Origin of the sequence: Streptomyces sp. Ag109_O5-10, assembly GCF_900105755.1 — a bacterium.
Lineage (GTDB): Bacteria > Actinomycetota > Actinomycetes > Streptomycetales > Streptomycetaceae > Streptomyces.
On sequence record NZ_FNTQ01000001.1, the window covers coordinates 8,525,221 to 8,546,721 of the forward strand.

Here is a 21,501-nt window from a genome sequence, read left to right on the forward strand (position 1 = left end):
CGGCGCGGATGACGGCCGCACGGACTCCGGATGCTCACCGGCGGGGGACTCGAAGGGCAGGTCGGAGGTGACGTCCTGAGGCATGTGTTTCCTTTCGGGCGACAGTGCGCAGAGTCCCCCCGTCCCTGCGAACGGGTGGCCTGTCAGCCACCCGGGCACTCGAACTGGCCTTCGTGGCTCGAAAGTTGAGCCGTGAAGCGCTACGAGTCTGCCCAGAGCGTAAATGATCTACGCGTGACCTGGCCGTGACGTGTGTTACTGCTCATACCTCCTGAGCCGAGTACACTCGCGCGCCCCCGACGTATGTGTACGCGACGCGTGTGTCCGCGATGCGCTCCGGGGGCCCGGCGAACGGGTCGCGGTCCAGGACCACCAGATCCGCGAGCATGCCGACCGCCACCCGCCCGGTGTCGTCGAGGTGGTTCACGTACGCCGAACCGGCCGTGTACGCCCTGACCGCCGCCGCGAGCTCCAGCCGTTCCGCCGGCAGGAACACCGGCGCGTCGCCGCCCGGTTCGACCCGGTTCACCGCGACATGGATGCCCTGGAGCGGGTCGGGACTGCTCACCGGCCAGTCGCTGCCGCCCGCGAGCCGCGCCCCGGAACGCAGCAGCGACCCGAACGGGTACTGCCGTCCGGCCCGTTCCGGGCCGAGGAAGGGGATCGTCAGCTCGTCCATCTGCGGCTCGTGCGCGGCCCACAGCGCCTGGATGTTGGCGGCGGCGCCGAGCCGGGCGAACCGCGGTACGTCGGCGGGGTGCACGACCTGGAGATGCGCCAGGTGGGGCCGCGTGTCGCTCATCCCGTTGGCCGCCCGCGCCGCCTCGACCGCGTCCAGCGCGTCCCGAACGGCCCGGTCACCGAGCGCGTGGAAGTGGCACTGGAAGCCGAGGGCGTCCAACTCGGTCACGTACTGCGGCAGTCGCGCCGGATCGATGAAGCTCTTGCCCCGGTTGCGCGTCGCGCAGCCGCACCTGTCCAGGTAGGGGTCGAGCAGCGCCGCCGTGCCGTTCTCGGCGACCCCGTCCAGCATCAGCTTCACCGTGCCCGCCCGGAACCTGCCATGGCTCAACGCGGCCCGCCTCTCGACGAGTTCGGGAATCTGCTCGGCTCCCCGCTCCCGGTCCCACCACAGCGCCCCGGCCACCCGCGCGGTCAGCGAACCGTCCCGGGCCGCCGCCAGATACGCCGACGCCGGGTCGTCCATGCCGAGGAAGTCCCCGATCAGCGCGTCCTGCCAGGCCGTGATGCCCAGCGCGTGCAGATGGCGCTGCGCGTGCAGCAGCGCCGCCAACCGGTCCGCCGGGCCGGCCGGCGGGGCGAGCCGGCCGACCAGCTGCATCGCGCCCTCCTGGAGCGTGCCGCCCGGCGCGCCCGAGGCGTCCCGCTCGATCCGCCCGTCCGCCGGGTCGGGCGTGTCGCGGCCGATCCCGGCCAGCTCCAGTGCCCGGCTGTTGACCCACGCCCCGTGATGGTCCCGGTTGGGCAGGTACACCGGCCGGTCCGGTACGACGGCGTCCAGCAGCTCCTTCGTCGGCGTACCGCCCTCGAACGCCTCCATGGACCACCCGCCGCCCAGGATCCACGCCCGTTCCGGATGCGCGTCGGCGTAGGAGCGTACGGCGGCCACGGTCTCCTCGGCGGTCCGCAGCCCGGACAGGTCGCACTGGGTCAGTTCGAGGCCCGCCGGGACCGGATGGACGTGCGCGTCCTGGAACCCGGGCAGCAGCAGCCGCCCGGCGAGGTCGACCACCTCGGTGCGCGGCCCGGCGAGCTCCCGCAGCTCCCCGGCGGAGCCGACGGCGGTGATGCGCTCGCCGGTGACGGCGACGGCGGTGGCCGTGGGGTCCTCGTCAGTGAGGACGCGGCCACCGGTGAAGAGCAGATCTGCGTGCATGTTTCCGTTCCTCAGTTGGGGGTCGTGAGCAGCTGGGGCGCGTCGGCGTCGGTGCCCTCGCCGGTGCGGAAGTACGGCGACCGGCGCACGTACTTCGCCCAGCCGGCCGCGACGAACCCGGACCCGATCATCACCAGCGGGGTGGCCAGCAGGAACCACCCGTTGTCCGCGCTGACCTCGAAGTGGTCGGCGGAGGTGTAGAAGGACCAGCCGAGGTAGCCGCCGAGGCCCAGCAGGGCGAGCGCGCTCAGCGCCGGCAGCACCACGGCCCGTACCCCCTGCCGCCAGTCCTCGCGCAGCAGGGCGCGGAAGCGCGCGGCGGCGGCCAGGGCGGTGAGCGCGTACGACAGGGCGACGACGATGCCGACCGCGTTCACCGTCGCCATGATCATGTCGGCGAGCCGCGGGATCACCAGGGCGAGCCCGGCGACCGCCGCGGCCAGCGCGCCGATCAGCAGGGTGCCGGCCGCCGGGGTCCCGTACCGGGCGCTGACCCTGGACCACACCGGCCCGAGGGTACGGTCCCGGCTCATCGCGAACATGCCCCGCGCCGTCGGGATCACCCCGGCCTGCAGCGAGGCCACCGCCGAGAACATCAGCGCCACCAGCGGCAGCGCGGCCCAGGGCTGCGCGGCCAGCCGGTCGCCGAAGAACGCCAGCCCCTCGGCCCCGTGGCCGGCCAGCTCCCGCTCCGACAGCACCCGCTGGAAGGCCACCGAGCCGAGCAGGAAAAGGCCCAGCATGGTCACCAGGGTGATCAGCCCGGCCCGGGAGGCGTCCCGCGGGTCGCGGACCTCCTCGTTCACGCTGAACGCCGCCTCGAAACCCCAGTAACAGAACACCGAAAGCAGCAGGCCCTGCGCCAGCGCCGTGGCCGACGGGATCGCGAACGGGTCGAACCAGCTCAGGCTGAAGGGGTGCGGTCCCTTGACGATGCCGTAGCCGCAGAACCCGAGCAGGACCGCGTACTCGAAGACCAGCAGCCCGGTCTGCAGGCGGGCGGCGGTACGGATGCCGGTCACGGCGGTGAGGGTGACGGCGACCAGGACCACGATCCCGAGGGCCGTGGTCTGCGCCGTCGAACCGGGGTCGAGGGCGAGCGAGCCGATCCGGTGCGCCCCCGCCTCTCCCGCCAGCTGCAGCAACGCCGATCCCGTGACCGCCGTGGTGTACGCGAGGAACGCCACCGTCGCCACGATGTTGACCCAGCCGACCAGGAAGCCGAGCCACGGATTGAGCGAACGGCCCACCCACACATAGCCGTTGCCCGCGTTCGGCTCCACCCGGTTCAGCCGGGAGTAGGCGCCCGCGATGCCGAGGACCGGCACGAACGCCAGCAGCATGATGGCCGGCAGATGCAGCCCGACCACCCCGGCCGTCACCCCCAGCCCGATCCCGATGCTGGTGGTGGCGGCCGTACTGGACGCGGCGACCGCCACGCCGTCCAGGACGCCGAGGGATCTGCGCAACGCAGGGGGGTCCGCTGTGTAGGGCTGGTCGGTCATGGCCGGCACACTCCGCTCGCACCTGGGGGCCGGACTGGTCGGCCCCGGTGACGGGACATGAAACTGCCGGTGCCCTTCACAGGTCAACGGTGTTGTCATAAGGTGCCCGCACGTCATGAGGAGGTCCGTTGAGCGAACGTGTCGTCCCGGCCGCCGCACGGCAGCGCCGGCGCCCCACCAAACAGGGCGTGGTCCTCTCCGAGGAGCTGATCGTCGAGACCGCGATGCGGCTGATCGAGGAGCACGGCGCCGACGCCCTGTCGGTGCGCCGCCTCGGGCGTGCCCTGGGCGCCGACCCCAGCTCCCTCTACCGCTACTTCCGGCATACCGACGACCTGATGCTCGCCGTCGCCGACGAGCTGATCGGCCGTACCCTGCGCGCCTGGCGGCCCACCGGGGACTGGCGCGCCGATCTGCGCGACCTCGGCCTGCGGATGCACGCCGGCGCCCTCGCCCACCCTCGCGCCGCGGCGCTCAGTGCCCACCGGGTGACGGGACGGACGTACGAGATCCAGGCCGTCGAGGCCATCCTCGGGATCCTCCGCGGTGCCGGTTTCCCGGACGGCGAGGCGGTCCGCGTCTACCACGCCTTCGTCGACCAGGCCCTCGCGTACGGCGCCCTCGACTCCGCCAACACCGCGCTGCCCAGGGCCGCCCGGGACGCCGAGGCGGACGTGTGGCGGGCGACCTACGCCCGGCTGCCCGCCACCAGTCACCCGCACATCGCGGCCACCGCCCGCCATCTCGTCGCCTCGATGCGGGGCAGCTCCTATCCGGCCGCCCTCGACCTGCTGCTGACGGCGGCCGGGGCCCGGCTCGCTCAACAGGGTGCCGGGAGGCGGCCGGTGGGCGACTGAACCGGCCGATCGGGGACAGACGTGTGCCCGGAGAACCTGCCGAGGGAGGAAACATGGCACTGGTGACCGCGGCCGTCGTGGTGCTGGACTGCGCAGAACCCGAGAAACTCGCCGAGTTCTACCGGGAGTTCCTGGACGGCGAGGACGGCGAGGCCTCGGCCAACCTGGTCGGGATCAGGACCGCCGACGGCTTCCACATCGCCTTCCGGCGCGACGTCAACGCGACCCCGCCCAGCTGGCCACGGCCCGAGAACTCGCTCCAGGCCCATCTCGAATTCCTGGTCGAGGACCTCGACGAGGCCGAGCGCCGGGTGGTCGCCCTGGGCGGACGTCCCATCGAGACGAAGGACCCGGCCGGCCCGTACGAGGAACGCGGGTACGCCGACCCGGCCGGACACTCCTTCACGCTGCGCCTGGTGCCGTCCGCGGCACCCAAGCAGGGCTGAGACCGCTCAGTCCCGCCCACCCCTGCCCGCCGTCGGCCACACCCCGGTGGACCGCTCTATGGCCGTCGCGCCGGTACGGTCCACGGCGCTGCGCACCACCGCGAAGACCGCGCCCTGGACCGCCGCGGCCAGCAGCACCTCGCCCCAGCCGCGGTCCCGGTCCAGGGCGTCCGGCGCGTCGTCCTCGCCGCGCAGCGCCTTCCAGGTGCGGCGGAAGGCCAGCGCGCCCAGCGCCCCGCCGGCCCAGCTCAGCACGGAACCCAGGGGTGCGTCCACGAGGGGGAGCTTCAGCTTCTTCCTGCTCTTGGCCATGCCTGCCTCCGCGTTCTCAGGGCCGCCCCGCGACCGCGACCTCCTCGGCCGGCCGCACCGGGCCGGGCGGCGTCCCGTCCCCGAAGGGCCGGCCGCCGAGCTGCTCCCGGTGATGGGGCGCCAGCCACCCGGCGAGATCCGGACCGAGGGGCACGACACGGGTCGGGTTGATCCCGGTGTGGACCTGGTAGTAGTGCCGCTTGATGTGGTCGAAGTCGACGGTGTCACCGAATCCCGGCGTCTGGTAGAGGTCCCTGGCGTACGCCCACAGCACCGGGCTCTCCGCGAGCTTGTAGCGGTTGCACTTGAAGTGGCCGTGGTAGACGGCGTCGAACCGCACCAGCGTGGTGAACAGCCGGATGTCGGCCTCGGTGATCGTGTCCCCGACCAGGTAGCGTCGCCCGGCCAGCCGCCCGGCGAGCAGCTCCAGCCGCCGGAACACCCCGGCGCAGGCCTCCTCGTACGTCCGCTGCTCGTGTGCGAACCCGGCCCGGTAGACCCCGTTGTTGACGTCCTCGTACACCTCCGCCGTCACCGCGTCGATCTCGTCCCGGTGCCGTGCCGGGTACAGGTCCGGTGCCCCGTCCCGGTGCAGTGCCGTCCACTCGGTGGCCAGGTCGAGGGTGAGTTGCTGGTAGTCGTTGGTGACCAGCTTCCCGCTCGGCACGTCCACCACCGCCGGCACGCTCACCCCGCCGGGGTAGCCGGTCTCCCGGCGGTCGTACGCCTCGCTGAGGTACCGGATGCCGAGCACCGGGTCACGGCCGCCGGGGTCGAGGGTGAAACGCCAGCTGCGGTCGTCCTGGACCGGGTCGGTGACGGCGAGCGACAGGGCGTCCTCCAGGCCGAGCAGCCGCCGGGAGATCACCGCCCGGCTCGCCCACGGGCAGGCACGGCTGACCACCAGCCGGTAGCGTCCGGCCGCCACCGGCCAGCCGTCGCGTCCGTCCGCGGTGATCCGGTCCGTGAAGTGACTGAGGGACCGTTTGAATGCCTTGTGTCCCAGCGCGCTGTTGCCGTCGCCGCCGCTCATGCGTCCTCCTTGCCCGGGGGCCGCCCCACGGTCGAACGGCGGCCCTGTGGGAATGCGTTCCCTCATTTCCGCCTCTCGCACGGAGTGATCGGCGCGCGGCGGGGCAGTCGGCGGTGGTGAGCAGGACACCATCGCAGAACCAATCGGAACAGCCGCATGCCGACCGCCGGACCCGCGTGACCGTGTACGTGGCGCTCGCCGCCAACCTGGTCATCGCGGCCGCCAAGGCCGTCGGCGGAGTCCTCGCGGGCTCGCCCGCCCTGCTGTCCGAGGCCGCGCACTCCGTCGCCGACAGCCTGAACGAGGTGTTCCTGCTGGCGGCCCTGCGCCGCAGCCGGCGCCCGCCCGACGCGCGGCACCCGTTCGGCTACGGCAAGGAGCGCTTCTTCTGGGCCCTGCTCGCGGCCGTCGGGATCTTCGTCATGGGCGGCTGCTTCTCCTTCCTCCAGGGGATCGAGGCACTGCGCGACGGCGCGGACGAAAAACTCAGCGGCTACGTGGCCGGCCTGGTCGTGCTGGGCGTCGCCCTGCTCGCCGAGGGCGCGTCCCTGTTCCGCGCGCTGCACCAGGCCCGCGGGGAGTCGCGGGGGCTGCGGGATCCGGCCCTGCGCACGGTGATCGCCGAGGACGGCACCGCTGTGCTCGGCGTCTGCCTCGCGATCGTCGGCATGGTGCTGCACATGGTGACCGGCCAGGTGGTCTGGGAGGCGTCGGCCTCACTGGCGATCGGCGTCCTGCTGGTGTTCGTCGCGTACCGGCTGGGCGCCGACGCCCGCGACCAGCTGATCGGGGAGGCCGCGGATCCGGAGCTCAGCGACAGGATCCGGGAGCAGCTGGAGGCGGAGCCGGAGATCGACAGTGTGGAGGCGCTCTACACGATGCAGATGGGCCTCGAGTCGACCCTGGTCGCGGCCCGCGTCGACCTGGTGCCCGGCCTCGAGAGCGAGGAGGTGGAGGAGGTCCTGGTGCGCATCAAGCGGGCCCTCGCCGAGACGTTCCACGAGACCGACCAGATCTTCCTGGACGTGACGGACCGCTCCGCGCGGGAGGCGTACGAAAGCCCCGCCGCGACGGGGGAACGCGGCGGGGCCTGATATTCGGCTGCCCGGCCCGAAGCCGGTTCATGCCTCCCGGAAACAGATTTTTCTAAATTCCACCGGTCCCCGGCCGGAATGAATTCCCGGAACCGCCAATTCCCCGTGCGGTTCCGGCCGCTCCGGTTCCGACTGCTCCGTCCCGGCTACTGCAGTTCCGGTTACTTCGGTTCGACCACGAACACCGGGATCTCCCGGCTGGTCTTCTTCTGGTAGTCGGCGTACGGCGGAAAGGCCGCGACCGCGCGGTCCCACCACTCGGCCTTCTCCGCCCCGGTGACCTCGCGCGCGGTCATGTCCTGCTTGACCGGCCCGTCCTGAAGCTCGACGTCCGGGTGGGACTTGACGTTGAAGTACCACACCGGGTGCTTGGGCGCGCCGCCCTGCGAGGCGACGATGGCGTACTTCCCGTCGTGCTCCACCCGCATCAGCGGCGTCTTGCGGATCTTCCCGCTCTTCGCCCCCAGGGTGGTGAGCAGAATGACGGGCAACCCGGTGTCCATCAGGGTGTTGCCCTCCTTCCCGCCCGAGCTCTCGTACAACTCGACCTGCTCCCGCACCCAGGCGGCCGGGCTGGGCTCGTAGTCGCCCTCAAGAGGCATGAGGTCCGTCCCCTCGTCTGTTCCAAGACTGACTGACAGCATGATTCAACACGCGAAGTTCCCCGGATCATCCGTACGACACCGCTCCCGCGACGGGATCCCGCCGCCGCGTCGAGCACGCCGGACGTCAGCCGGGAGACAGCATCATCCGGGCCGCCAGCGCCAGCATCACGCAACTCGACAGCAACGCCGTGACCAGGCGCCCCCGGTGGCCGGTCAGGCCGCGGCCGAGGAGCGCCCCGCCGCCCGCCAGCAGGAGCTGCCAGCTCGCGGACGCGGCGAAGGCCGCGAGGACGAAGACCCCCTGCTCCAGCGGCCGTACCCCTTCGGCGGAGCGCGTGCCGACCACCAGGGCGGCGAAGTAGATGACCGTCGTGGGGTTGAGCAGCGTGATCCCGAGGAGGCCGAGATACGCCCGTCCGGGGCCGGGTACCGGCCGCTCGGCCCGGGTCGCGAGCCGCCGCTCCCGGTACTGGCGCAGCGCGACCGCCGCACCGCGTACGGCGAGTCCCACCAGCACCAGCGCCGACACCAGCCGCAGCGGTCCGAGCACCGGCACCAGCGCCGCCGCCAGCGCGGCACCGCCGACGGTCGCCAGCAGGGCGTACAGGCCGTCGGCGCTGGCCACGCCGAGCGCCGCGCAGGCGCCGGTCCGCAGTGACGTGCGAGCCGTGAGGGACACTAGATATGTGCCGACCGCGCCGACCGGGACGGCGATCCCGTATCCGGCGAGCAGGCCGGCCAGGAGCGCGGCCGTCACGCGCGTGCGGGCTCGGGCCTCCGGGGACGCCCCGGCTGCTGCTGGACCCGCACCCGACCGGAGGTCGCGGTGGTCAGCGGCACGATGGCGTCAGGAGAGTTCATGCGCAGATCCTGGGACCCGCGGCGCCGCACCGGCAAGCGAATTTCGGCGCGGAATCATCCCCCGACCGAACGTGGTTCGGCCAGATCATCCGATGCGGCGATCTGGCCGAACTTCCGGTCGCCACATAGGTGCCCCGAGCATCTAATGAAGATCGGCACGACGTACGACACTCGTCTGCGAGGTCTTCCATGAACGAACTGACGGACCTGACGGAAACCACCTCTCCCGCCGGCCGGGCCGACCCCGTGGCCTGGCCGCAGGACCGCACGTGCCCCTACCACCCGCCCACCGGATACGACCCGCTGCGCGACGGCGCCCCGCTGTCCCGCGTCACCCTCTACGACGGCCGCACCGTCTGGGCGGTCACCGGCCACGGCGCGGCCCGGGCGCTGCTCTCCGACCCCCGGCTCTCCAGCGACCGCCGGCGGGAGGACTTCCCGATGCCGAACGCCCGGTTCGCGGCCGCCCGGGAGCGCCGCCAGGTCGCACTGCTCGGCCTCGACGACCCCGAGCACCAGATCCAGCGCCGGATGCTGATCCCGGACTTCACCCTCAAACGCGCGACCGGGATGCGGCCCGCCATCCAGCGGATCGTCGACGAACTGCTCGACCGGATGATCGCCGCGGGACCGCCCGCCGATCTGGTGAGCTCCTTCGCGCTGCCCGTGCCGTCCATGGTCATCTGCGACCTGCTCGGTGTGCCCTACGCCGACCACGAGTTCTTCGAGGCGCAGTCCCGGCGGCTGCTGCGCGGTCCGGCGCCTGCCGACTCCCTGGACGCGCGCGACCAGCTGGAGGCCTATCTGGGCGACCTGGCCGACCGCAAGAGCCGGGACGAGGCGCCCGGCGACGGGGTCCTCGACGACCTCGTGCACGAGCGGCTGCGCGAGGGCGAACTGGACCGCGCCGAGGTCGTGGCGCTGGCCCTCATCCTGCTGGTCGCCGGGCACGAGACGACCGCCAACATGATCTCGCTCGGCACCTTCACCCTGCTCCAGCAGCCCGAGCGGCTCGCCGAACTGCGCGCCGATCCCGGGCTGGTGCCCGCCGCCGTCGAGGAACTGATGCGGATGCTGTCCATCGCCGACGGGCTGCTGCGCGTCGCCCTGGAGGACATCCGGCTGGACGGCACCACCATCCGCAAGGGTGACGGCGTGGTCTTCGCGACGTCGGTCATCAACCGGGACGAGGCGGTGTACGACGACCCCGACACCCTGGACTGGCACCGCCCGGCCCGCCACCACGTGGCCTTCGGTTTCGGCATCCACCAGTGCCTGGGCCAGAACCTGGCCCGCACCGAGCTGGAGATCGCCCTGCGCACCCTGTGGGAGCGGCTCCCGGACCTGCGGCTCGCCGCACCGCCGGAGAAGATTCCCTTCAAACCCGGCGACACGATCCAGGGGATGCTGGAACTCCCCGTGACCTGGTAAGAGGCTCCTGCCATGCACATCGAGATCGACACGGACGTCTGCATCGGCGCGGGGCAGTGCGCCCTGACCGCCCCGAACGTCTTCACCCAGGACGACGACGGCTTCAGCGCCCTGCTCCCCGGCAAGGAGGACGGGGGCGGCGACCCGCTCGTCAAGGAGGCAGCCCGGGCCTGCCCGGTGAGCGCCATCACCGTCAAGGAACCGACGGGTTAGGCGGCCGTCGGCACGTCGAGCACCTCCGGCTCAAGCCCGCGCAGCCGCACCGGGTCGGCGACCACCTGCTACGCCGCCACCCGGTCGCCGCGCACGGTGACCCGCGGGACGTACCGCAGCCGTCCGCGCGGGGCGACGACCAGGCCGACCCGGCCGTCCACCAGGGCCGGGACGGTTTGACTCCAACGCCGACGCGACCGGCGACTCGCCCAGGCCCGCGCCGCCCTCTCCCGGCTCGCCGCCGCGGCCTGACTCACCCGGCGCGCAGCAGCACCCGGGCCGCCGCGCGGGCCTCCGCCGCGGGCTCCGTGCTCCCGGTGACGCCCGCGGTGACCATCGCCCCCTCGGCGAGCAGGAACATCGGCCCGGTGAGCGCGGCGTCCAGCCCGGCGTCTGCCACCAGCCCCGCCAAGTAGTCCCGGAACGCCTGCTTGTGGCCGCGCACCTGGGCCACCACCCGCGGGGAGGTGGCGCCGAGTTCGCCGTACGCGTTGATCCAGGCGCAACCGCGGAAGTCCGCCTCCCCGAACCATCCCTCCAGCCACTCGAAGACCGCGAGCAGCCGCTCCCGGGGCTCCTCGTGCCGCCGGACGTGCTCGACGAGCCGCTGCCGCCAACGCACGTCGCGCCGCTCCAGATAGGCCTCCACCAGTTGCTCCTTCGCGGGGAAGAGCTGGTAGAGCCGTTTGAGGGAGACGCCGGAGGCGCCGCGTATGTCGTCCATGCCGACGGACTGCACCCCGCGCCCGTAGAACAGCCGCTCGGCGGCGTCCAGAGCCTGCTCACGCGCGACAGCGCTGTCCATGGGCCACTCCTTGACGAGAGAACGTGCGTTCTCTTACGGTAGCAGCGCCTGGGAGAACGTACGTTCTCCGCTTCGACGAGGAGGAGACCATGGCCGACCGCCCGCCCCTGCCGCCCTTCACCCGGGAGACCGCCCTCCAGAAGGTGCAGGCCGCCGAGGACGCCTGGAACACCCGCGACCCCGAGCGGGTCGCGCTCGCCTACTCCGAGGACTCGGTCTGGCGCAACCGCGACACCTTCGTCACCGGCCGCGCCGCGATCGTCGAGTTCCTCACCGCGAAGTGGGCCCGCGAACTCGACTACGCGCTCCGCAAGGACCTGTGGTCCTTCGACGGCGACCGCATCGCGGTGCGCTTCCAGTACGAGTGCCACGACGCCGACGGCCGGTGGTGGCGCTCCTACGGCAACGAGCTGTGGGAGTTCGACGGACACGGGCTCATGACCCGGCGCGAGGCCAGCATCAACGACGTGCCGATCGAGGAGCACGAGCGCCGGATCCACGGGCCGCGCCCGGAGTCCGAGCGGGGCCTGTCCTTCCCGCTCCGGTAGCCCCCGCATAGGGTTCCCGGATGACCGACGAGCCCCGCAAGCCCTTCCTCTACCTGGTCGTCTGCGCCGCCGGTATCGCCGCGGGCGTCGGCAGACTCATCACCGCGGCCCAGGAGCGCGGCTGGGAGGTCGGGGTCATCGCCACCCCCGTGGCCGTGAACGGCTTCTTCGACACCGCGGAGGCGGAGGCGCGCACCGGCCGCCCGATCCGGTCGGCCTGGCGCCGCCCCTCCGATCCGCGTCCCTTCCCCGCGCCGGACGCCGTGGTCGTCGCCCCGGCCACCTTCAACACCGTCAACAAGTGGGCAGCCGGGCTCGCCGACACCCTCGCCGTGGGCACCCTGTGCGAGGCCCTCGGACTGGACGTGCCGATCGCGGTCCTGCCCTGCGTCGCCGGCGCGCTCGCCGCCCACCCCGCGTACCAGGAGAGCCTGGTCCGGCTGCGCGCGCTCGGTGTCCGCTTCGGCGACCCCTATGCCGGCGAGGCCGGCGCCGACGGCGGCCGCCCCGAGTTCGCCTGGGAGCGCGCGCTGGACCTGCTGGAGCGGCCCTGACGACGGCCCCCGGCGTCCGATAACCACCGCCACGACAGGAGACCGGCCGGCCGGCCGACGTACGCTCGCCTCTGTACGACGTGATCTCGACGGTGGGAGACAACGATGGAGTACGTGAAGCTCGGCCGCACCGGTATGGACGTGTCCCGGATCTGCCTCGGCTGCATGACCTACGGCGCGCCCGACCGTGGCACCCACGAGTGGACCCTCGGCGAGGAGGCGGCCCGTCCGCTGATCCGGCAGGCGCTGGAGGCGGGCATCAACTTCTTCGACACCGCCAACGTCTACTCCGACGGCACCAGCGAGGAGATCGTCGGCAAGGCGCTGCGCGACTTCGCCCGGCGCGACGAGATCGTCCTCGCCACCAAGGTGCACGGCCGGATGCGCCCCGGACCCAACGGCGGGGGCCTGTCCCGCAAGGCGATCCTCACCGAGATCGACCACAGCCTCGGCCGTCTCGGCACCGACTACGTCGACCTGTACCAGATCCACCGTTACGATCACGCCACGCCGATCGAGGAGACGATGGAGGCGCTGCACGACGTCGTCAAGGCCGGCAAGGCACGCTACATCGGGGCGAGTTCGATGTACGCCTGGGAGTTCTCCAAGGCGCAGTACACCGCCGAGCGGCACGGCTGGACCAAGTTCGTGTCCATGCAGAACCACTACAACCTCCTCTACCGCGAGGAGGAACGCGAGATGCTGCCGCTCTGCGCCGACCAGGGCGTGGGCGTACTGCCGTGGAGCCCGCTGGCTCGGGGCCGCCTCACCCGCGACTGGGGCACGGTCACCGAGCGCAGCGCGAACGACACCTTCGGCAGCCGCCTCTACCAGGAGGGCGACCGCGCGATCGTCGAGGCGGTCACCCGGATCGCCGACGACCGGGGCGTCCCGCGCGCCCAGGTGGCCCTGGCCTGGCTCCTGCACCAGAGCACGGTGACCGCCCCGATCGTCGGCGCGTCGAAGCCCAAGCACATCGAGGATGCGGTGGCGGCAGTGGAGTTGGCCCTCAGCGACAAGGAACTCGAAGAACTGCAGCAGCCGTACGGCCCCCATCCGGTCTCCGGCCACTGAGCCGCGCCCCTGCGGGGGCGTGGGGAGTTGCGCGGGCAACCGCGTCGCAGCCGCCCCGCGTCACACCCGCTCGGTCCCGCACGGCCCACCCCCGTCGCTCCTGAGCAGAGGCACAGGTTCCCCGCCCATGGACAACGTCCGGTAGTACTCACCGATCCGCTCCGCCGACCGTCCCACGTAGTGCCCGATGAACGAACGCCGGAACCGGCCGGCGGAGCGGTTGGGCCGCGACCCGTGCACCAGGCTCCCGTTGAAGAACAGCACGTCCCCCGGTCCCATGTCGACCGGCACCGCCGCGAGCCCCTCCGGCGGTGCCACGTACTCCCGCGCGAACGACAGCTCCGCATCCGACTCCTCGGGGCAGAACAGGTCCATCCGGTGCGTCCCCGGCACCACCTCGAGGCCGCCGTTCTCCCGGTCGATTGCCTCACAGGCGACCCACGCGGCGACACACGTCCCCGGCTCCACCCGCAGGTAGAAGTTGTCCTGGTGCAGCGCCTGTCCCCGGGCCCCCGGCGGCTTGAAGTAGAACATGCTCTGCGCGGCCAGCACCTCCTCCCCGAACAGCGCCTCCAGGACCACCCGCAGCCGCGCGTCCAGCAGGAACCGCCGCGCGAGCGCACAGATCTCGTGCGGCTGCATCACCCGCGGATACCGCTGCAGCGGATCCCCCGTCGGCCTCGGCTCGAAGTGGCCCGGCACGACCCGCCCCGCCGCGTGCAGCGCCGCGAACTCCGCGCACAGCCGGTCGATCTCGTCGTGCCCGAACAACCCCCGTACGACGGTGAACCCGTCCTCCTCGAACTGCCGCGCGACGGTGGTGTCGATGCCCGTGGCTGTCATGGCCGCCCTCCTCGGTCCGGTGCCCTGGACCTGTCACGCTAGGGCGAGGCCGCCGCGGAGAGGATGCCCATGAGCGCTGCGGAGCTGCCCGGCACTGCTGTCCCGGCCCCGCCTCCGGGGATGGTCGTCACCGGCCGCTACGACGAAGGGCCCGGCTACCGGATCAACCGCCCCGCGGGGGCGAACAGCTGGCTGCTCACCTGGACGACGGACGGCAGCGGCCTGCTCCGACAGGGTGCGGTGGAGACCACCGCACGCGCCGGTGACCTCGTCGTCCTCGCCCCCGGCGTCCCGCACAGCTACGCCGTCGGGCCCGGCGCACGCCGCTGGCGGTTCTGGTGGACGCACTGCCAGGTCCGCCCCCACTGGATGCCGTGGCTGGCCCCCCGAGCCCTCGGCGACGGCGTGTACGCCGTCGGCGCCCCGGACGGCACCCGTGCCCGGATCGAGGCGGCCTTCCAGCGCGTGCTCGCCGACTCCCGCTGGAGTGGCACCGGCGCGCCGCCCGCCCCGGCGGCCGGCGACGACCCCGTCGCCGTCGCGCACGGCAGCGCGGCCCGCGAACTCGCCCTGTGCGCGCTGGAGGAGGCCGTCCTGCTCGCGACCGCCGGCGCGCACCCGGCGGCGCCCGGCGGGGACGCCGGGGACGAACGGGTGCGCCGCGCCGAGGAACTGATCGCCGCCGACCCGGCCGCCCCGCACACGGTCCGCTCGCTCGCGGCGCGTGTCGCGCTGTCGCCGTCCCGGTTCGCCCACCTCTTCACCGCCCGCACCGGCGTGCCGCCGATGCGCGCCCTGCGCGAGGCGCGGCTGCGACACGCCGCCCGGCTGCTGGAGAGCAGCGACCTGACCGTCGAGCGGGTCGCCGCCGCGTCCGGATTTCCCAGCCCGTTCCACTTCAACCGGGTTTTCCGAGAGCGATACGGTGTCCCGCCCGGCGCCTACCGCGCGGGTGAACGTCCGTAATGCGCCCGGTTATTGGTTCCCGGGTGCCGGCCGCCCGGCTGCCCTGTCCAGGTCGGGGCGTGGTTCAATGGTTGGTGCCGATACCGGGGCGGCCCGCCCTGAATCCCCGCGCCAATTGCGATGTCGATACGACGACAAAGCGCGGACTCTGTCCTTGACGAATCGTCAAATTGGCGCAGCCGCCGGGCAATGCGCAAAACCCTGGGATCTCTTGTTCTGCCGTGCTGGCCTGTGCAAAGGTGTGGCGTGTCGGCATGCGGACAATTGTTTTCCACCGCCGCGTGCGCGAGGCCGCTCCCCGCGCGCCGAACCCCCCAACAAGCCCATCCAGCCTTGACGTCGGCGGGGCCGCATACCGGTCGCATACCAGGCGGTATGGGCCGAATCCCGCGTTGCGTCTGGAAGGAATGCAGCCGTGAACGACGCAGGCCTGGGGAATTCCCCTACCCCCGCCCGGCCGTTCGACGTCACCGACGAGCAGCTCAGCGCCGAGCTCAAGCAGTGGACGGGGACGGCACCCGCCCTGCATCCCGTCGGTGAACTGCTCGACCGGCACTGGGAAGCGGCCTTCGCCTACGCCCGACTGTGCGCCGACGGGACGCGCGGCGCGGGCATGCTCACCACCGCCGCATTCACCCGGCTCTTCGGGGAATCCCTCCGCCAGGCCGGGCCGACCGCCGCCTGGCGCCCCCAGCTCCTCGTCACCGTCCGGCGTATCGCCGCCGAATGGGACAACGACGGCCGCGGCGAACTCCTCCACCCCCAGCTGCGCGCCGGCCAGGGCGAGCGGGCCGCCTCCCGGCTGCTCCCGCCCGCCGACCGGCGGTTGCTCTCCCGTGCCTTCCAGCGGCTCACCCCGTCCTCGCGGACGGTGCTGTGGCACACCGAGGTCGAGTCGGAACCCCTGGCGTCCCCCGCCGCACTGCTGGGCCTCGACGAGCAGGACGCGCACGTCGAACTGGGCCGGGCCCGCGACCGGATGCGCGAGGAGTGCCTCCAGGTGCACCGGGAACTCGCCCACGAGGACGAGTGCCGGCGCTACGTCCGCATGATCGACGTGACCTTCCGGCGCGGCGGGATCGACATCGACCGCGACCTCCAGCAGCACCTGAACGGCTGCAAGCACTGCCGGTACACCGCCGACCAGCTCCACCAGTTCAACGGCGGGCTCGGCATCGCCCTCGCCGAGGCCGTGCTCGGCTGGGGCGCCCGCGCCTACATGGAGTCCCGGGCCGCACAGGCCGGGCAGCCCGCCGAACAACCGGCCGCACCCGCCGACGGATTCGCGGGCGGCCTCGCCGGCGGCGAGGCCTTCGCGCCGTCCGCCGCCCCGGGCAAGGACCTGGTCGCGCACCCGGCCGCCTCCCGCCGCGCCACGCAGCGGGCCGCCCGCCGGCTCCGCCGTCGCAACCTCGCCGTGGCCGTGGGCGCCGTGAGCGGCCTGGTCGTGCTGCCCCTGGTGCTGTGGTCGGTGCTCGGCTCCGGCGACGACTCCACCTCGGCCACCGCCAGGCCGTCCGCCACACCGGCCGGCTCCGCCACCTCCGGACCGTCCTGGGTCGGCACCAGCCGGAGCGCCCAGGGCACCCTGCGCGGCCGCCTGCACAACATCGCCTCCGGCCTGTGCATCGGCGTGGTCGGCAAGAAGGCCGTCAAGGGTGCCGAGACCGAGCTCGCCGAGTGCTCCACGGTCGCCAGCCAGCAGTGGACGTACGACGGCGACGGACTGCTGCGCAACGCGGCCGCCCCCGACCTGTGCCTCGACTCGCACCTCGGCTACTCCGTCCAGCTCGCCCCGTGCACCGCGGCGGCCGGGACCAAGGCGAAGAGCGTCCGGTACGACTTCACCCTCCAGGGCGCGCTGGTGCCCCGCTGGGACCAGGACCTGGCGCTCGCCCCGGCCGCCACCGACGGCGGCGGCGCCCTGGTGGTGAAGAACCGGACGAACGCCAATGCCCAGCGCTGGGTGATGGACACCTCCCAGCCCGACCTGCAGATGCAGATCGTCAACTGGGACGCCGACACCACACCGACACCGGCCCCGACCGCGTCCGCCGCCCCGACCACCAGGGCCGCGAAGCCCACCACGCCGACACCAGCCCCGTCGGCGTCCAGGACGACCGCGCAGCCGACGCCGTCGAGTACCGCCGGCTACCCCCCGTGCGTCCAGTACCCGGGCTACTGCTACGGCTCCGGGGGCGGCCAGTACGGCGGCGGCTACGGGGGCGGCGGCTACGGGGGCGGCGGCGGTTTCGGCGGTGGCTACGGGGGCTATCACGGGCACTGAGCCCGCGCCGGCTCAGGAGTGCGGCGGCGGGGGCGGCATCGTCGTCAGGCCCGGTGCCCCCTCCGGCCACACCAGCAGCACCGGGCAGGGCGCGTGGTCGACCACGAACCGGGCCGCCCTGCCCAGACTGTGCGGCCCGAGCCGGGACCGGTCGCCGTCCCGGGCCAGGACCAGCAGGCCGGCGTCCTCGGCGGCGGCCACCACCTCCCGCTCGACCCGGCCGACCCGCTCCAGCCGGGTGCACGGCCGCCCCAGCCGGGCCTCGGCCGCGGCCAGCAACTCCGCCGCCGACGTGTCGCCGAGCTCCACCAGCCGCCCCTCCGGGTCCGGTTCCGAGCCGGCCCGGCCCAGCAGCCCCGCGAAGGCACCGTGCGCGAGCCCGGCCACCCCTGGCTCGGCCACGTGCAGCAGTACCACCTCGGACGCGTCCGGCGCGTAACCGCGCGCCGCGTCCACACAGGCCGGCCAGGTCCCCTCGACCAGCCAGACGATCACCCGCATGTCCTTGGCCTCCCAGCTGTTTCCCGATGACGCGCTCCGCTTGAAGTGCCGCGGTCCGCCGCGCGTCGACTGCTGCGCCGTCGTGGCCGGTCGCGCAGTTCCCCGCGCGCCTCCGGGGCGCTCAGACCCCGACCACCTGGAGCGCCCCCCACAGTGCCACCACCGCTCCGCACAGCGCGGTCGGCACGGCGAGCAGGCCCAGGCGGGTGAACTCGCCGAGGTCCACGCCGTGGTCGTGCTGGTGCACGATCCTGCGCCACAGCAGTGTCGCCAGGGAACCGGCGTAGGTGAGATTCGGTCCGATGTTCACCCCGAGCAGCACCGCGAGCACCGCGCCCGGCCCGGCCGGCGCGGCCAGCGGCAGCAGCACCAGCACCGCCGGCAGGTTGTTGACGATGTTCGCGAGGACGGCCGCCAGCGCGGCGACGCCGAGCAGCGCCGGCAGCCCGGTCCCGCCCGGCAGCACCTGGCCGAGCGCGTCCGCCAGCCCGTTGTCGACGACCGCCCGCACCACGATCCCGAGCGCCAGCACGAACGCCAGGAACGCGGGCGCGGCCGCCTTCACCACCGTCAGCGGGGTCGCCTTCCGCCGTACCAGTGCCCGCCCGGCCAGCACCAGCGCGCCCGCGCACGCGGCCCACGCCGGGTCGACGCCGACCGCCGAGGTGAGCACGAACCCGGCGAGCGTGCAGGCCACCGTCACCAGCGCGAACACCGGCAGCCGGGGCGGTTCGCCGGGGTCCTGGGAACCGGGGGCCGCCGAGGACAGGTCACGGGCGAAGAACCGCCGGAACACCAGGTACTCGGCGCCGATCGCCACGAGCCAGGGCAGCACCATCAGCGCCGCGAACCGGGTGAAGCTCAGCCCGCTCGCCGCGAATGCCAGCAGGTTCGTCAGGTTCGACACCGGCAGCAGCAGCGAGGCGGTGTTCGACAGGTGCGTACAGGCGTAGACGTGGGGTTTCGCCCGCACCCCGGACCGGGCCGCCGTCGCGAACACCACCGGCGTCAGCAGCACCACCGTCGCGTCCAGGCTCAGTACGGCGGTGATCAGCGAGGCCAGGGCGAACACCGCCGTCAGCAGCCGCACCGGCCGCCCGCCCGACCAGCGCGCCATCCACGCCCCGCAGGCCTGGAACAGGCCCTCCACGTCGCAGAAGTGGGCCAGCACCAGGACCGCGGCGAGGAACCCGACCACCGGCCCCAACTGCTCGGCCTCCGCCCGCGCATGGTCGAGGGAGATCGCCCCGGTGGCGACGACGACGCCCGCCGCCGGCACGGCGAGCACCGCCTCCGGCCAGCCGCGCGGCCGAACGACGGCCCAGGCCAGCACGGCGGCGAGCAGGAGCACGGACAGGGTCTCGGCGAGCGGGGTGTTCAGGGCGTGTCCCTCGGAGGCGTGATCAAGTGGGGCCCCGCCCATGAAAGCAGATGAACGCGGACGGACCCCGTTTACGAGGACGGGGTACCCGCCGCGCCGAGGAACTCGCCCCAGCCGCCGGTCGGCTCCTGCCCCGGGTTCAGCGTGCGCAGCGTCCGCAGCACCGCCGGGTCCTGCGCCTCCAGCCACGCCACGAGCTGCTTGAAGGACACGAAGCGCACGTCGTCGTACTGGGCCATCTTGCCGATCGCTTCCTCGACGGCGTCCATGTATATGCCGCCGTTCCAGCGCTCGAAGTGGTTGCCGATGAAGAACGGCGCCCGGTTGGTGCTGTAGGCCCGCTCGAAGCCCGCCACGTAGCTGTCGCGGGCCTGGGTGCGCCAGGCGTCGTACTGCGTCTTGTCGCCCAGCGGATTCCCGGCGGACTGGTTGTACATCATGTTGTAGTCCATCGACAGGACCTGGAAGGAGTGCCCGGGGAACGGTATGGACTGCAGCGGGAAGTCCCAGATGCGGTTGCCCTGCACCTTGCCCGGCCAGATCTGCAGGCCGCCGGGCGAGGAGGCGTCGTACTTCCAGCCGAGCGCGGCCGCGGTGGGCAGCAGGTTGGCCTGGCCCTCCAGGCACGGCGTGCGGCCGCCGATCAGCTCCTTGCGGTAGTCGAAGGGCAGCGGCTCCAGGTCGGTGAAGCCGGTGTTCGTCTTCCACTTGGTCACGAAGTCCACGGCCTGGTCGATCTCGCTGCGCCACTCGGCGGGGGACCAGTTGCGCACGCCGTCGGAGCCGCAGAAGTGCCCGTTGAAGTGGGTGCCGATCTCGTGGCCCTCAAGCCAGGCCGCCCGCACCTGCTGGAGCGTGTTGTGGATGTGCCCGTCGGAGAGGTAGCCGATCGCGGAGGCGCCGACCGGGTGCTGCGGGGGACGGTAGAGGTCCTTCTTGGACTCGGGCAGGGTGTAGATGCCGGAGAGGAAGAACGTCATCTTGGCGCCGTGGTCCGCGGCCACCGTGCGGAATCGGGAGAACAGCTTGTTGCTGAGCTCGCCCGCGCCGTCCCAGGAGAACACCACGAACTGCGGCGGCTTGGTGCCGGGCGCCATCCGGGCCGCCCTCGGCTGGTGCGGCTGCGCGCCGGTGTCGGCGGTGGAGCCGTCGCCGATGAGCTTCAGCGGCTTCGCCGGCGCGCCGCCGTCGGCGCCGCCCCTGCCGCCGCCGGCCGGGCTGCTGCCGCCCAGGGTCAAGCTGCCGTTCGAGCATGCCGAGAGGGCGCCGAGGGCCCCTGCCGTCGCGCCCGCCGTCAGCACCCGCCTGCGAGAGATGCCGCCCATGTCCGTCCCCGATTCCGTCGTCCGGCCCCTCGCGGAGCCCCGTCGCTGTGTGGTCGACGGGTTCGATGGGTGGTCGGGCGAAAAAGATCGGAGCCGGCCGCGCGTGTTGCACGCCTGTGACAGTTGTGGCCCGGGCATGACGGACCCCGCTGCCCGGGGGAGTGGGCGGCGGGGTCCGGGTCAGGGGGTGGTCAGGCGCCGGTACCGGCGCTGAAGACGCCCAGGCGCACCGAGGAGGCGTTCCCGGAGACCGGGACCGCGCCGTTCTTCCAGGTGACCTTCAGCGAGTCCTTCTCGTCCGGCGGGGTGACGAGGAGCGCGGCCGGCGTCGCCGTCTTGGCGCCGCTGATCTCCGGGTTGGAGAAGGTCAACCCGGCCCAGGCGCTCTGGCCGGGCTTCAGGGTGACCGTCGTGGCGGTGGTGCCGGACTCGCGCTGCGGGTCGGGGCCGAGCTGGGTGCCGGAAGCGTTCACGAAGGCGGCGCCCGGGAAGCCGCGCACCGTGCAGGTGCGGCCCGACTTGTTGGTGAGCACGAGCGGGAAGTTCTCCTGTCCGGCCCCCGGGTTGTTGCCGCCCACCGAGGCGGCCAGCTCCGAGGTGTGGCAGCGCGTCGCGGTGGCGCTGCTCGAGGTGGTGCCGCCGGTCGACGACCCGCCGCCCGTCGACGAGCCGCCGCTCTGCGACGCCGAGGAGGATCCGCCGCCGGACGGGACGGCGGAGGTGCCCGAGCTGTCCGTGCTCGACGCGTTGCCGGTCGCCGGCGCGGCCGTGCCCGACACCGACTCCGGGGACTTGCCCTGGCCGCCGTTGCCGCAGGCGGTCAGCAGGCCCAGGGCGGCGACCGTGCTCGCGAGCAGGGCCGCCCCGCGCCGCAAGGACTGGGACGTGTGCGCCATGTGTCTCACCACTCCTGGATGTGTCGTGGCACGCCCGCGGGACGTGCCCGAGGCGCTCCGTGCGCCG

22 protein-coding genes are annotated in these 21,501 nt (G+C 72.9%); 10 read left to right on the forward strand and 12 right to left on the reverse strand.

Annotation, left to right across the window (positions count from 1 at the left end):
* Window positions 1-262: 262 nt before the first annotated feature.
* Entirely contained in the window at window positions 263-1,897 is a 1,635-nt protein-coding gene (locus BLW82_RS38870; RefSeq protein ID WP_093506605.1) for an amidohydrolase, read from the reverse strand.
* 11 nt (window positions 1,898-1,908) lie between these two features.
* A complete protein-coding gene (locus BLW82_RS38875) occupies window positions 1,909-3,402 on the reverse strand; it encodes an APC family permease (protein ID WP_093506607.1) in 1,494 nt (497 codons plus the stop codon).
* 128 nt (window positions 3,403-3,530) lie between these two features.
* Here BLW82_RS38875 and BLW82_RS38880 point away from each other — a divergent pair, with 128 nt between their 5' ends.
* A complete protein-coding gene (locus tag BLW82_RS38880) occupies window positions 3,531-4,259 on the forward strand; it encodes a TetR/AcrR family transcriptional regulator (protein ID WP_093506609.1) in 729 nt (242 codons plus the stop codon).
* Between the two features lie 53 nt (window positions 4,260-4,312).
* Window positions 4,313-4,705 (forward strand): VOC family protein, encoded by a 393-nt coding sequence (locus BLW82_RS38885; RefSeq protein WP_093506611.1) that lies wholly within the window; start codon window positions 4,313-4,315, stop codon window positions 4,703-4,705.
* A 6-nt stretch (window positions 4,706-4,711) separates the two neighbouring features.
* Here BLW82_RS38885 and BLW82_RS38890 read toward each other — a convergent pair whose 3' ends face one another.
* Complete coding sequence (locus BLW82_RS38890; RefSeq protein ID WP_093506613.1) at window positions 4,712-5,017, reverse strand: DUF4235 domain-containing protein; 306 nt, start codon at window positions 5,015-5,017, stop codon at window positions 4,712-4,714.
* Between the two features lie 16 nt (window positions 5,018-5,033).
* A complete protein-coding gene (locus BLW82_RS38895) occupies window positions 5,034-6,050 on the reverse strand; it encodes a glutathione S-transferase family protein (RefSeq protein ID WP_093506615.1) in 1,017 nt (338 codons plus the stop codon).
* A 113-nt stretch (window positions 6,051-6,163) separates the two neighbouring features.
* Here BLW82_RS38895 and BLW82_RS38900 point away from each other — a divergent pair, with 113 nt between their 5' ends.
* Window positions 6,164-7,144, forward strand: coding sequence for a cation diffusion facilitator family transporter (locus BLW82_RS38900; protein ID WP_093506617.1), 981 nt, complete (start codon window positions 6,164-6,166; stop codon window positions 7,142-7,144).
* Window positions 7,145-7,305: 161 nt separating this feature from the next.
* Here the strand turns inward: BLW82_RS38900 and BLW82_RS38905 are convergent, their stop codons facing one another.
* Together BLW82_RS38905 and BLW82_RS38910 are read right to left on the reverse strand one after the other, a co-directional pair.
* Window positions 7,306-7,746 carry a nitroreductase family deazaflavin-dependent oxidoreductase gene (locus BLW82_RS38905; RefSeq protein WP_093506619.1) on the reverse strand — a complete coding sequence of 147 codons (441 nt, stop codon included), beginning with the start codon at window positions 7,744-7,746 and terminating at the stop codon, window positions 7,306-7,308.
* A gap of 127 nt (window positions 7,747-7,873) precedes the next feature.
* Window positions 7,874-8,506, reverse strand: coding sequence for a LysE family transporter (locus BLW82_RS38910; RefSeq protein ID WP_093506621.1), 633 nt, complete (start codon window positions 8,504-8,506; stop codon window positions 7,874-7,876).
* Window positions 8,507-8,799: 293 nt separating this feature from the next.
* Between BLW82_RS38910 and BLW82_RS38915 the strand changes: the two genes are divergently transcribed.
* On the forward strand, window positions 8,800-10,041 hold the full coding sequence (locus tag BLW82_RS38915; protein ID WP_177233208.1) for a cytochrome P450: 1,242 nt from the start codon (window positions 8,800-8,802) through the stop codon (window positions 10,039-10,041).
* Between the two features lie 12 nt (window positions 10,042-10,053).
* Window positions 10,054-10,254: a ferredoxin gene (locus BLW82_RS38920; protein ID WP_093506623.1), complete on the forward strand. Its 201-nt coding sequence runs from the start codon at window positions 10,054-10,056 to the stop codon at window positions 10,252-10,254.
* Between the two features lie 253 nt (window positions 10,255-10,507).
* On the opposite strand, the gene BLW82_RS38925 is transcribed toward BLW82_RS38920, so the two are convergent.
* Window positions 10,508-11,059, reverse strand: a complete 552-nt coding sequence (locus tag BLW82_RS38925; protein ID WP_093506625.1) for a TetR/AcrR family transcriptional regulator — start codon at window positions 11,057-11,059, stop codon at window positions 10,508-10,510.
* Between the two features lie 89 nt (window positions 11,060-11,148).
* On the opposite strand from BLW82_RS38925, the gene BLW82_RS38930 reads away from it, so the two are divergent.
* The 3 genes from BLW82_RS38930 (at window position 11,149) to BLW82_RS38940 (ending at window position 13,235) form a co-directional block, all read left to right on the forward strand.
* Entirely contained in the window at window positions 11,149-11,607 is a 459-nt protein-coding gene (locus BLW82_RS38930) for a nuclear transport factor 2 family protein (RefSeq protein ID WP_093506627.1), read from the forward strand.
* A 20-nt stretch (window positions 11,608-11,627) separates the two neighbouring features.
* Entirely contained in the window at window positions 11,628-12,161 is a 534-nt protein-coding gene (locus tag BLW82_RS38935; RefSeq protein WP_093506629.1) for a flavoprotein, read from the forward strand.
* A gap of 105 nt (window positions 12,162-12,266) precedes the next feature.
* Entirely contained in the window at window positions 12,267-13,235 is a 969-nt protein-coding gene (locus BLW82_RS38940; RefSeq protein ID WP_093506631.1) for an aldo/keto reductase, read from the forward strand.
* Window positions 13,236-13,295: 60 nt separating this feature from the next.
* On the opposite strand, the gene BLW82_RS38945 is transcribed toward BLW82_RS38940, so the two are convergent.
* Window positions 13,296-14,078 (reverse strand): phytanoyl-CoA dioxygenase family protein, encoded by a 783-nt coding sequence (locus BLW82_RS38945; RefSeq protein ID WP_093506633.1) that lies wholly within the window; start codon window positions 14,076-14,078, stop codon window positions 13,296-13,298.
* Between the two features lie 69 nt (window positions 14,079-14,147).
* Here BLW82_RS38945 and BLW82_RS38950 point away from each other — a divergent pair, with 69 nt between their 5' ends.
* The gene (locus BLW82_RS38950; RefSeq protein WP_093506635.1) at window positions 14,148-15,044 is read left to right on the forward strand and encodes a helix-turn-helix domain-containing protein; all 897 of its coding nucleotides are present in this window, start codon (window positions 14,148-14,150) and stop codon (window positions 15,042-15,044) included.
* Between the two features lie 415 nt (window positions 15,045-15,459).
* Entirely contained in the window at window positions 15,460-17,331 is a 1,872-nt protein-coding gene (locus tag BLW82_RS38955; RefSeq protein WP_093506637.1) for a ricin-type beta-trefoil lectin domain protein, read from the forward strand.
* Between the two features lie 12 nt (window positions 17,332-17,343).
* Here BLW82_RS38955 and BLW82_RS38960 read toward each other — a convergent pair whose 3' ends face one another.
* From BLW82_RS38960 to BLW82_RS38975, 4 genes are all read right to left on the reverse strand, one after another.
* Window positions 17,344-17,832 (reverse strand): universal stress protein, encoded by a 489-nt coding sequence (locus BLW82_RS38960; protein WP_093506640.1) that lies wholly within the window; start codon window positions 17,830-17,832, stop codon window positions 17,344-17,346.
* A 121-nt stretch (window positions 17,833-17,953) separates the two neighbouring features.
* A complete protein-coding gene (locus tag BLW82_RS38965; RefSeq protein ID WP_093506642.1) occupies window positions 17,954-19,255 on the reverse strand; it encodes an arsenic transporter in 1,302 nt (433 codons plus the stop codon).
* Between the two features lie 29 nt (window positions 19,256-19,284).
* The gene (locus tag BLW82_RS38970) at window positions 19,285-20,538 is read right to left on the reverse strand and encodes a polysaccharide deacetylase family protein (protein ID WP_177233209.1); all 1,254 of its coding nucleotides are present in this window, start codon (window positions 20,536-20,538) and stop codon (window positions 19,285-19,287) included.
* A 191-nt stretch (window positions 20,539-20,729) separates the two neighbouring features.
* A complete protein-coding gene (locus BLW82_RS38975; RefSeq protein WP_093506644.1) occupies window positions 20,730-21,434 on the reverse strand; it encodes a DUF4232 domain-containing protein in 705 nt (234 codons plus the stop codon).
* Window positions 21,435-21,501: the final 67 nt, after the last annotated feature.

What these genes read in the sequence shown, in the direction of transcription:
- BLW82_RS38965 (WP_093506642.1), bottom strand. Translation starts at nt 19,255, where the DNA reads ATGGGCGGGGCCCCACTTGATCACGCCTCCGAGGGACACGCCCTGAAC.
- BLW82_RS38890 (WP_093506613.1), bottom strand. Translation starts at nt 5,017, where the DNA reads ATGGCCAAGAGCAGGAAGAAGCTGAAGCTCCCCCTCGTGGACGCACCC.
- BLW82_RS38870 (WP_093506605.1), bottom strand. Translation starts at nt 1,897, where the DNA reads ATGCACGCAGATCTGCTCTTCACCGGTGGCCGCGTCCTCACTGACGAG.
- BLW82_RS38975 (WP_093506644.1), bottom strand. Translation starts at nt 21,434, where the DNA reads ATGGCGCACACGTCCCAGTCCTTGCGGCGCGGGGCGGCCCTGCTCGCG.
- BLW82_RS38945 (WP_093506633.1), bottom strand. Translation starts at nt 14,078, where the DNA reads ATGACAGCCACGGGCATCGACACCACCGTCGCGCGGCAGTTCGAGGAG.
- BLW82_RS38940 (WP_093506631.1), top strand. Translation starts at nt 12,267, where the DNA reads ATGGAGTACGTGAAGCTCGGCCGCACCGGTATGGACGTGTCCCGGATC.
- BLW82_RS38970 (WP_177233209.1), bottom strand. Translation starts at nt 20,538, where the DNA reads ATGGGCGGCATCTCTCGCAGGCGGGTGCTGACGGCGGGCGCGACGGCA.
- BLW82_RS38925 (WP_093506625.1), bottom strand. Translation starts at nt 11,059, where the DNA reads ATGGACAGCGCTGTCGCGCGTGAGCAGGCTCTGGACGCCGCCGAGCGG.
- BLW82_RS38875 (WP_093506607.1), bottom strand. Translation starts at nt 3,402, where the DNA reads ATGACCGACCAGCCCTACACAGCGGACCCCCCTGCGTTGCGCAGATCC.
- BLW82_RS38895 (WP_093506615.1), bottom strand. Translation starts at nt 6,050, where the DNA reads ATGAGCGGCGGCGACGGCAACAGCGCGCTGGGACACAAGGCATTCAAA.
- BLW82_RS38920 (WP_093506623.1), top strand. Translation starts at nt 10,054, where the DNA reads ATGCACATCGAGATCGACACGGACGTCTGCATCGGCGCGGGGCAGTGC.
- BLW82_RS38930 (WP_093506627.1), top strand. Translation starts at nt 11,149, where the DNA reads ATGGCCGACCGCCCGCCCCTGCCGCCCTTCACCCGGGAGACCGCCCTC.
- BLW82_RS38935 (WP_093506629.1), top strand. Translation starts at nt 11,628, where the DNA reads ATGACCGACGAGCCCCGCAAGCCCTTCCTCTACCTGGTCGTCTGCGCC.
- BLW82_RS38915 (WP_177233208.1), top strand. Translation starts at nt 8,800, where the DNA reads ATGAACGAACTGACGGACCTGACGGAAACCACCTCTCCCGCCGGCCGG.
- BLW82_RS38950 (WP_093506635.1), top strand. Translation starts at nt 14,148, where the DNA reads ATGAGCGCTGCGGAGCTGCCCGGCACTGCTGTCCCGGCCCCGCCTCCG.
- BLW82_RS38885 (WP_093506611.1), top strand. Translation starts at nt 4,313, where the DNA reads ATGGCACTGGTGACCGCGGCCGTCGTGGTGCTGGACTGCGCAGAACCC.
- BLW82_RS38905 (WP_093506619.1), bottom strand. Translation starts at nt 7,746, where the DNA reads ATGCCTCTTGAGGGCGACTACGAGCCCAGCCCGGCCGCCTGGGTGCGG.
- BLW82_RS38960 (WP_093506640.1), bottom strand. Translation starts at nt 17,832, where the DNA reads ATGCGGGTGATCGTCTGGCTGGTCGAGGGGACCTGGCCGGCCTGTGTG.